This window comes from Paenibacillus sp. tmac-D7 (assembly GCF_006519665.1).
Taxonomy (GTDB): Bacteria; Bacillota; Bacilli; order Paenibacillales; family NBRC-103111; genus Paenibacillus_G; species Paenibacillus_G validus.
This window is the reverse complement of record NZ_VIDW01000054.1, coordinates 20045-27541: the sequence shown is the minus strand read 5'-3', so window position 1 is coordinate 27541 and position 7497 is coordinate 20045. Positions and strand designations below refer to the sequence as shown.

Below are 7497 nucleotides of genomic sequence, written 5' to 3'. Positions count from 1 at the left end.
CTATTCCTTCATATCCAAGTAGTAATATTATGGAAGAGGTTGCATTAATTTGCGTGGCTCATACAGAAGATATTGGTTTCTTAAAACAAAATTTAAAGTCATACGATGAAAAAGGGAAATATAAGATTAACCCTTATTTTTGCGGTATTTTATTACGATTAGGTGATATTAGTGATTTTAATAGTAACAGAACTCCACGAAAGCTTTATGAACTAATTAATCCTGAAAATAAAAGTGATGAAGAATGGAAAAGTCATTTCATTATCGAGAATAGCGAAATAATCAAAAAGGATGATGCCAATTCACAAAGCTATATAGCATTTTATGGACGTTGTTCTGATCCGAAAATTCATAGAAATGTTTTAGGTTATTTCGATTGGGTCAATAACGAAATATATAACGCAAATTTAATTACTTCAACTATGAATAACCGTTATAAATTAAATATTAAGCCACAAGTAGAAAATAATATTACCCCAATGGGTTACACGATTCCAAATTTAAAACTCGATTTGAATTTTGTTTTTGAAACTCCTCTGGTTTTTCCCATGATCCAACCCTCGCTCGCATCTCTATGATTCGATTAAAACACAAATGACCCGCAAGAGGGTCATTTTTTTCAAAGTGTCCATCTTACGGGTCACATTTCAAGCTGGTGGGGGACTTGATTTTTTATCGTAAAGTGATATAATATACCCAATTCAGGTCCGTAGCTCAATGGCAGAGCAACCGGCTCTTAACCGGTAGGTTGTGGGTTCGACCCCCACCGGGCCTATATATAAATGTCTCCCTACTGACCTTTAATTAGGTCAGTTTTTTATTTTTCAAAGAACAAATTTATGTGCCGTGCAGGCCAGCTCGTGGCGGGATCCCGCGACCGTCCCCATAAGTGGGGATTGTTTCGTCCGCTACTGCTGCGGACTCATCAGGTGGATCTATAAAACATCCACTCGATATCCGGTTTCATCCTGGAACGCAGCCGCCGGGGCAACCGCTAAAAGGTTCCTCGGAGAGGGTCGGAGTCGACCCGGCCCTCTCTACCCGATATAGAGCGAAAAGTACTGCGAATCCTTTGTAACTTGGAATCCCCCAATATTTAATCCTGATCGATTTATGAATTAATAAGATATTCGTTTTAGGGTGTTGGTTGTTTTTTGTTGGAAAGGTATGTTGAAAGTATAGTGGTTGAAATTCCATATCCAAATGGAATTGTCCTTCGGAGACGATTACAGAGAGATTTGGTGGACAAAAATTAAAAAATCAACCGTGATGAAATATCAGGAATACAAGAAAATTCTTATCTATCAAGGGTTTATTGAGGGTTATAACAAAATTCGGGCCCCGTCTCGCGACGAGGCCCTTTCATGGGAGAGGAGAAACCGGACGAAGAGCTTATGGGGAACGTAAGTCTTCTCCGCGGTTGTCTACGACATTTTCGGATGTCGATGATATAAGGATGACCGCAATAACGGTAAGTTATACATCGGGTGACAAATTTTTTTCAAAGTCCTTTGTGCAATGTTTGTCGTTTATGGTACGATAGCGATGACAATCCATGCAAGCAGAAGGAAGGCTTTTCGACATGAGAGTGATTTCGGGGGATGCCCGGGGACGAGCGCTGAAAGCGGTGCCGGGCACGGGGACCAGGCCTACGACGGATAAAGTGAAAGAAGCGGTATTCAGTATGATTGGTCCGTATTTCGACGGCGGACAGGTGCTTGACCTGTTCGGGGGTACGGGCGGACTCGCGATTGAGGCGCTCAGCCGCGGGATGGAACGCGCGGTTTTGACGGATACCGACAAGAAAGCGATCGATACGATTCGGCAAAATTTGCAGGTAACCGGTTTCGCGGACCGTGCCGAGGTGTATCGCAATGATGCAAGCCGGGCATTGAAGGCGCTTGCGAAGCGGGAGGTCAAGTTTGATCTCGTGTTTCTCGATCCGCCTTATAAATTGAAGGTGATCGGCGGCTTGCTCGAGCAGCTTATGCAGGACGAGCTTTTGGCGGAAGGCGCCACGGTCGTTGTCGAGCATGATGCGGAGGATCGTTATGAGGATCCGGTAGGGGAACTCGCCCCGTTGCGACGAGCGGAGTATGGGGATACGGCGATCACCATTTTCCGTAAGGGCTGACGAAGGGCGGAACCTGCGTGAACCGACATAATAGAGGGATGTATACAGAGGGAGCTGACCGTACGAATGGATGCAAGTGTGCAACGAAGTGATAGAGTGGCGGTATACCCGGGCAGTTTCGATCCGGTGACGAACGGGCATTTGGACATTATCCGCAGGGCGGCGAAGGTATTTGACAAGCTGGTCGTCGCGGTGCTGAACAATACGAGCAAAAATCCGCTGTTCACGGTGGAGGAACGTACCGAGCTGCTGCGCAAGGTGACTGCCGACTTGCCGAATGTGGAGATCGACAGCTTCCGCGATTTGCTGATTAATTATATGAAGCAAAAGGATGCGCAATTGATCGTCCGGGGGCTGCGGGCCGTTTCCGATTTTGAATACGAGCTTCAGCTCGCGTCTACGAATCGCAAGTTATGCGAGGACATCGAGACGTTCTTTATGACGTCCACGCCGAAATATTCCTATTTAAGCTCGAGCATTGTTAAGGAAGTCGCCCGCTTCCACGGACCGGTGGTCGACTTGGTGCCGCCGGAAGTGGAGCGGGCGCTGCGCGGGAAATACGGGAGCAGGCCAAAGGCGTAACCGGCGTTAGAGGCCGGTTACGCCTTTCGTCCCCGCCCACGTCGGAACAAGAAGGCGGCGAATACGGACAGGACAAGCATGACGAGCAGCACGCTGCCGAACTGCAGCATCATCGGGCTGATGAACGGCCACCCCTGGTTCTGCTCAAGCGACCAACCGCCGTTCCAGGCGGCAATCGGCGCCCAGGTAGACACAGCGGCGCCTTCCTGGAAATACTGCAGGAGCGGGCGCCAGGCCAGCAAGGTCAGGACAAAGGCGATGCCGCCGTGCTGCAGCCTTGCCGACAAGAAGCGGACAAACCGCAGGTCGGTTGCGGCGGTGAAGCTGCGCACCTGGGCGTGCGTGGATAGCCCGCCCCAAGCGAGCAGCGCGCTGAGTGCGGCATACCCGAGCGAGGACGCGCTCCCGGGAGGGCCGACCTGCTGCGTCATCGCATAGGCGCCCAAATGCGGTTCGATGATCCCGGTCATCAAGGCGGTCAACAGCGACGCAGCTTCGCCTTGTCCGATATCGCTGACAACAGCGACGACGATGGAGGTCAGCCCGTCGATCATACCCGTCAACGGGATCGCCTGAAGCAGGACGGAGAACATCATCATATAACCACCGATGACGAACAATTGCTGGACGCCGGAAGATACCGCGTCGCCAAGCAGCTTGCCGAACGTACGGCCGTCGCGGCTGCGGGCATCTTCCAGCGTATGCCAGAAGCGGCTAAGGAAGCCGCGTTCGCCCGGCTGCGTGTCGTAAACGCTCCGCGATTCGTTCGCCCGCTCTGCGCGAAGGCGGTGCGCCAAGGCCATCAGCAGCGCCGAGCCGTAATGAATGACGGCGAGGGCAAGGCCGGCGGCCGCGCTGTGCAGGAAGCCGACGCCCACGACGCTGATCAAGATGACAGGGCTCAGCAGATGGGATACGGCGAGCAGCCGTTCGCCTTCGTCGCGCGTCAGCTGCCCGTCCTTGCGCATGCCGCCGATGGCGGCGGCACCCGCCGGCATCCCCGCCGTGAATGCGATCGCCATCACGAAGCCGCCGATGCCAGGCACGCGGAACAGGATGCGGAACAGCGGTTCGAGCAGCACGCCTAACGCGTGCAGAGCGCCGAGACCGCGCAGCATCTCGGTGAGGATCAGGAAGGGCAGCAGGGCGGGGAAGACAAGCTTCCACCAGAGCTGCAAGCCTTGTAAAGACGATTGAAATGCCAGGTCGGGGAATAAGATGATGCTGATGACTAAAGCAAGCGCCGAGGCGCCTAACAGGAGCGTCGTGAATTTGGGGGAGAATAAGCTGGATAACCGCGGCATACGAACCCCTCCGGCTTGTCAGAATGGTACATGTTTACGCTTGGCCCGCATGGATTAGACCTGACGGGCGTACGATAGACAAGAACCGGGAGAACCGGAAGAGGCAGATTCGGGTAGAAGATCCGATACGGGAGAGAGGAGAGCCGTATGGAGGACAGAAGACATGTGAAGCAGGCGTCCCGCATCGTATTTAGCGTCTTTATCGCGATCGGGCTGCTGTTTATCGTTTATTTTATTCCGCTGCCGCTGTATGTGTTTAAACCGGGTACGGCGGAGGTGCTCGCGCCGATGGTGCAAGTCAAACAGGCGGCCGGTGCGGATCGCGGCGAGTTTATGCTGACGACGGTGGAGCTTAGCGACGTCAATCTCGTCAGCTATGTGCTGTCGTTCGTGAGACCTTATCAGGAGCTTCGGCTCAAGAAGGAGCTGCTGCAAAACAACGAAACCCGCGAGGAGTACTCGCAGCGGCAAGAAATTGTGATGCTGACCTCGCAGGCGGACGCGATTCAGGCGGCCTACAACAAGCTAGGGGTGCCGTATCATATTCAGAAGGACGGCGTCGTGGTCCAGCAGGTGTACCCCGAATTTCCGGCGAGCGAAACGCTGCATGCGGGAGACTACATTCTGGAGATTGACGGGCAGGCCATCCAAACGTATGAAGAGTTGCGGGCTGCGGTGGGAAATAAACAAGCGGGAGACACGGTCAAGATCGTTTACAAGCGAGGCGGCGTCACCCGAACGAAAGACATTGCGCTGGCCGTGCTTCCGGAACAGGAAGACATGGCGGAGAACGCCAAGCGCGTGGGACTGGGCATTGTGCCGGCTGAAGTACACAGCGTGAAAGCGGAATCGCCCGATCATCAAATTGAGATCAAAGCCGGAGAAATCGGCGGTCCGTCCGCCGGACTTATGTTTGCGCTTGAAATTTATAACCGGTTAAGCGCGGAAGATATTACGAAGGGGTATAAAATCGCCGGTACCGGCGAAATTGATCCCGACGGCAAGGTCGGCGTCATCGGCGGCATCAAACATAAAGTCGTGGCCGCCGACCGGGCCGGGGCGGAAATTTTCTTCGCGCCCGAGGACTACAAGTCGCCGACCGGCGGGACAATTCCCAATTACTCGGATGCCAAGGCGAGGGCGGAGGAGATGGCTACATCGATGAAAATCGTGCCGGTCGCGACGCTGGACGACGCTTTGAAGTATTTGGCTGCGTTGACGCCGAAGCCTTAATCGTCCGGATTGCCGGTAGAGGCTAACCGCACCGGCGGCTCGTAATAATCGCGCAGCCAGTCCCGCGGACCGGAATCGCGGTAAGCCAGCGCGTGCACGGAAGTCGCACGCACATCCATCGCTAAGAGAGGCGAAGATTCCCGGGTCACTTTCGTGATGACGGGGACCTTCGCTTTCGTTTTCATCGCCCGCAGCAGCTCGCGTCCGCGCGGGCTGAAGCCCAGCACGCGAATGTACGGCGCCCCTTGCCGCAGAAGCTCCGGCGCAAGGTCCGCCTTGCGGTGCTCGAGCAGGATGCGCAGCAGCGTCCGCTGCAGCTTCGTGCGGGTATACCGCCGTGTCTTGAGCCGTTCCAGCAGCGCCTCCACCGTCCGTCCGCTGCGGGCCTCCTCAGGGTCCATCTCGCGAAGTGCCGCGGCGATGCGGTGCTCAAGTCCTTCGTTGACCTCGCAGCAGTCGGCAAGCCGCTCCGGCGGCTGGGAGAGCAGCTTGTGCAGCAGCGGCTGCGCGAACAGTTCCCAATGCACCGGCGCGCGGCCGGCCCGCCATTCGCGCTCCAGGATGTCTGCCGTGGCTGGCGGCACGTAAGGGCGAATGGCATCCAGCGAGCCGCCGCCGAGCAGCAGCTTGCGCAGGGCGGTAGCGCTGGCAATGCAGCCGTCGGTCACGTCCGCTTGGTTGTAATCCGCCTTCGTGCGGCGGATCGTCCTGGGCGTCATGGAGCTGCCCAGCCGACGCAGGGCAATCAAGTAATGCAGGCCAAGCGTATTGTTCGGCTTTGCCAATTCGTCAACGTCTGCGCCGGGCACGAAGCGGGCGACGGTCCGGCTGTAAGCGGCCGGGTAAGGCAGGCCGCCGGCAAGCTCTTCCCGCAGCAGGGCCGCGAACGCCGGCGGCTCGCGGTGCAGCAGCTCGGCTGCGGCGCTCAGCACGGACAGGTCGCCGCTCTCGCTGCCGAAGCAGAGGCTGTCGACGACGCCCGTCGCCTCAAGCACGGACACCGCACCGTACGCGAACCATTCCGCGGGCTGCGCGGCATAAGCGACGGGCAGCTCGAGCACCAGATCGGCGCCCATGGCGAGCGCCATCTCCGCGCGAGCCCACTTGTGGACAATCGCGGGCTCCCCGCGCTGCAGGAAGTGGCCGCTCATGACGCAGACGGCGGCGTCTGCGCCCGTTTCCTTTTTCGATTGTTGGTAATGATAGTAGTGACCATTATGCAGCGGATTATATTCGACGATAAGACCTACTGTACGCATGGCGGCGATTCCCCCGGATATTTGACTCCTGCTGTCTATCGTTCTATGATTTTACATGATAGCATGAACTGAAAATGTTGACAAAAGGTGAAGCGAGTCGATATAATAATCTTTGTTTGTTTGGAGTGATGCCCATGTTTATACAACTGAAGGAATTGGCGACCAAAGGCTCGATCCGGCTGGAAGGTCAAGAGGATCTCACCGACAACCTGCCCAAGACGGGAAGCTTGCTCGGATACGGACCGCTTCAGGTTCGGCTCGAAGCGCGTGATGTCGAAGGCGCGGCTGAAGTTGACGGAGAACTCGAGATCGACGTCGAGCAATCGTGCTCGAGATGCTTGGCTCCGGTGGCGCAGCATGTGACGGTCCCTTTTCATGAAACGTTCGTGAAGGGTGAAGAGAAGGCGATCGATGAAGAGAGCGACGAGGACGAGGAAGACGACGACGACGACGTTCTCTACGTAACCGGAGATCGCATTGAACTGAAGCCTTATTTGGCGGAAGCAGTCATGCTGTCGCTTCCGTTCATTCCGTTATGTAAAGAAGATTGCAAGGGCTTGTGTCCCGTTTGCGGTACGGATCGCAACGAACGCGAATGCGGCTGCAAGCAGGAGAAGGTTGATCCGCGATTGGCCGGGCTGGCGGACTTTTTCAAGAACGAGTAGCTCCGGGGCGCCGAACGCGTGAATTCGTTGAAGGAGGTGGGAAATATGGCAGTACCTCAAAGGAGAACGTCCAAAACACGCCGTGACAAGCGTCGGACTCACTTTAAATTGGAAGTACCGGGTATGGTGAAATGTGACAATTGCGGCGAATTGAAGTTGGCTCACCGCGTTTGCAAATCTTGCGGCACGTATAAGAACAGAGAGATCATCAACCAGTAATTTCATACACACACAAAGAGATAGTATCCGCCGCCAAGGTTGGGTGCTATTTTTTTTGCCTGTCCTCGCTTCCCTTTTCTTGCCGAATCCAGTATACTTTT

At 55.0% G+C, this 7497-nt stretch carries 8 protein-coding genes and 1 tRNA gene; 7 read left to right on the top strand and 2 right to left on the bottom strand.

The annotated features are described in order from the left end of the window. From FKP33_RS23640 to coaD, 4 genes are all read left to right on the top strand, one after another. A partial coding sequence (locus FKP33_RS23640) for an HD domain-containing protein (RefSeq protein WP_219996685.1) occupies positions 1-578 on the top strand: 578 nt, incomplete at its 5' end. Between the two features lie 125 nt (positions 579-703). Further along, positions 704-775 (top strand) — tRNA-Lys (locus FKP33_RS23635). Positions 776-1582: 807 nt separating this feature from the next. Next, on the top strand, positions 1583-2134 hold the full coding sequence (gene rsmD, locus FKP33_RS23625) for a 16S rRNA (guanine(966)-N(2))-methyltransferase RsmD (RefSeq protein ID WP_141336519.1): 552 nt from the start codon (positions 1583-1585) through the stop codon (positions 2132-2134). Between the two features lie 66 nt (positions 2135-2200). Beyond that, positions 2201-2716: a pantetheine-phosphate adenylyltransferase gene (coaD, locus tag FKP33_RS23620; protein ID WP_054798240.1), complete on the top strand. Its 516-nt coding sequence runs from the start codon at positions 2201-2203 to the stop codon at positions 2714-2716. Positions 2717-2733: 17 nt separating this feature from the next. Here the strand turns inward: coaD and FKP33_RS23615 are convergent, their stop codons facing one another. Next, positions 2734-4020, bottom strand: coding sequence for a nucleoside recognition domain-containing protein (locus tag FKP33_RS23615; RefSeq protein ID WP_141336518.1), 1287 nt, complete (start codon positions 4018-4020; stop codon positions 2734-2736). 147 nt (positions 4021-4167) lie between these two features. Here FKP33_RS23615 and FKP33_RS23610 point away from each other — a divergent pair, with 147 nt between their 5' ends. Beyond that, the gene (locus tag FKP33_RS23610) at positions 4168-5253 is read left to right on the top strand and encodes a SepM family pheromone-processing serine protease (protein WP_141336517.1); all 1086 of its coding nucleotides are present in this window, start codon (positions 4168-4170) and stop codon (positions 5251-5253) included. Here FKP33_RS23610 and FKP33_RS23605 read toward each other — a convergent pair. Next, complete coding sequence (locus tag FKP33_RS23605; RefSeq protein ID WP_141336516.1) at positions 5250-6512, bottom strand: nucleotidyltransferase; 1263 nt, start codon at positions 6510-6512, stop codon at positions 5250-5252. The two genes, FKP33_RS23610 and FKP33_RS23605, sit on opposite strands and share 4 nt — an antisense overlap. Before the next feature lie 134 nt (positions 6513-6646). Between FKP33_RS23605 and FKP33_RS23600 the strand changes: the two genes are divergently transcribed. Together FKP33_RS23600 and rpmF are read left to right on the top strand one after the other, a co-directional pair. After that, complete coding sequence (locus FKP33_RS23600; protein ID WP_141336515.1) at positions 6647-7177, top strand: YceD family protein; 531 nt, start codon at positions 6647-6649, stop codon at positions 7175-7177. Positions 7178-7222: 45 nt separating this feature from the next. Next, a complete protein-coding gene (gene rpmF, locus FKP33_RS23595) occupies positions 7223-7396 on the top strand; it encodes a 50S ribosomal protein L32 (RefSeq protein ID WP_127604602.1) in 174 nt (57 codons plus the stop codon). Positions 7397-7497 lie beyond the last annotated feature (101 nt).

Bases quoted from the DNA above. Each gene is read 5' to 3' on its own strand.
- rsmD (WP_141336519.1), top strand. From the start codon at position 1,583: ATGAGAGTGATTTCGGGGGATGCCCGGGGACGAGCGCTGAAAGCGGTG.
- coaD (WP_054798240.1), top strand. From the start codon at position 2,201: ATGGATGCAAGTGTGCAACGAAGTGATAGAGTGGCGGTATACCCGGGC.
- FKP33_RS23615 (WP_141336518.1), bottom strand. From the start codon at position 4,020: ATGCCGCGGTTATCCAGCTTATTCTCCCCCAAATTCACGACGCTCCTG.
- FKP33_RS23610 (WP_141336517.1), top strand. From the start codon at position 4,168: ATGGAGGACAGAAGACATGTGAAGCAGGCGTCCCGCATCGTATTTAGC.
- FKP33_RS23605 (WP_141336516.1), bottom strand. From the start codon at position 6,512: ATGCGTACAGTAGGTCTTATCGTCGAATATAATCCGCTGCATAATGGT.
- FKP33_RS23600 (WP_141336515.1), top strand. From the start codon at position 6,647: ATGTTTATACAACTGAAGGAATTGGCGACCAAAGGCTCGATCCGGCTG.
- rpmF (WP_127604602.1), top strand. From the start codon at position 7,223: ATGGCAGTACCTCAAAGGAGAACGTCCAAAACACGCCGTGACAAGCGT.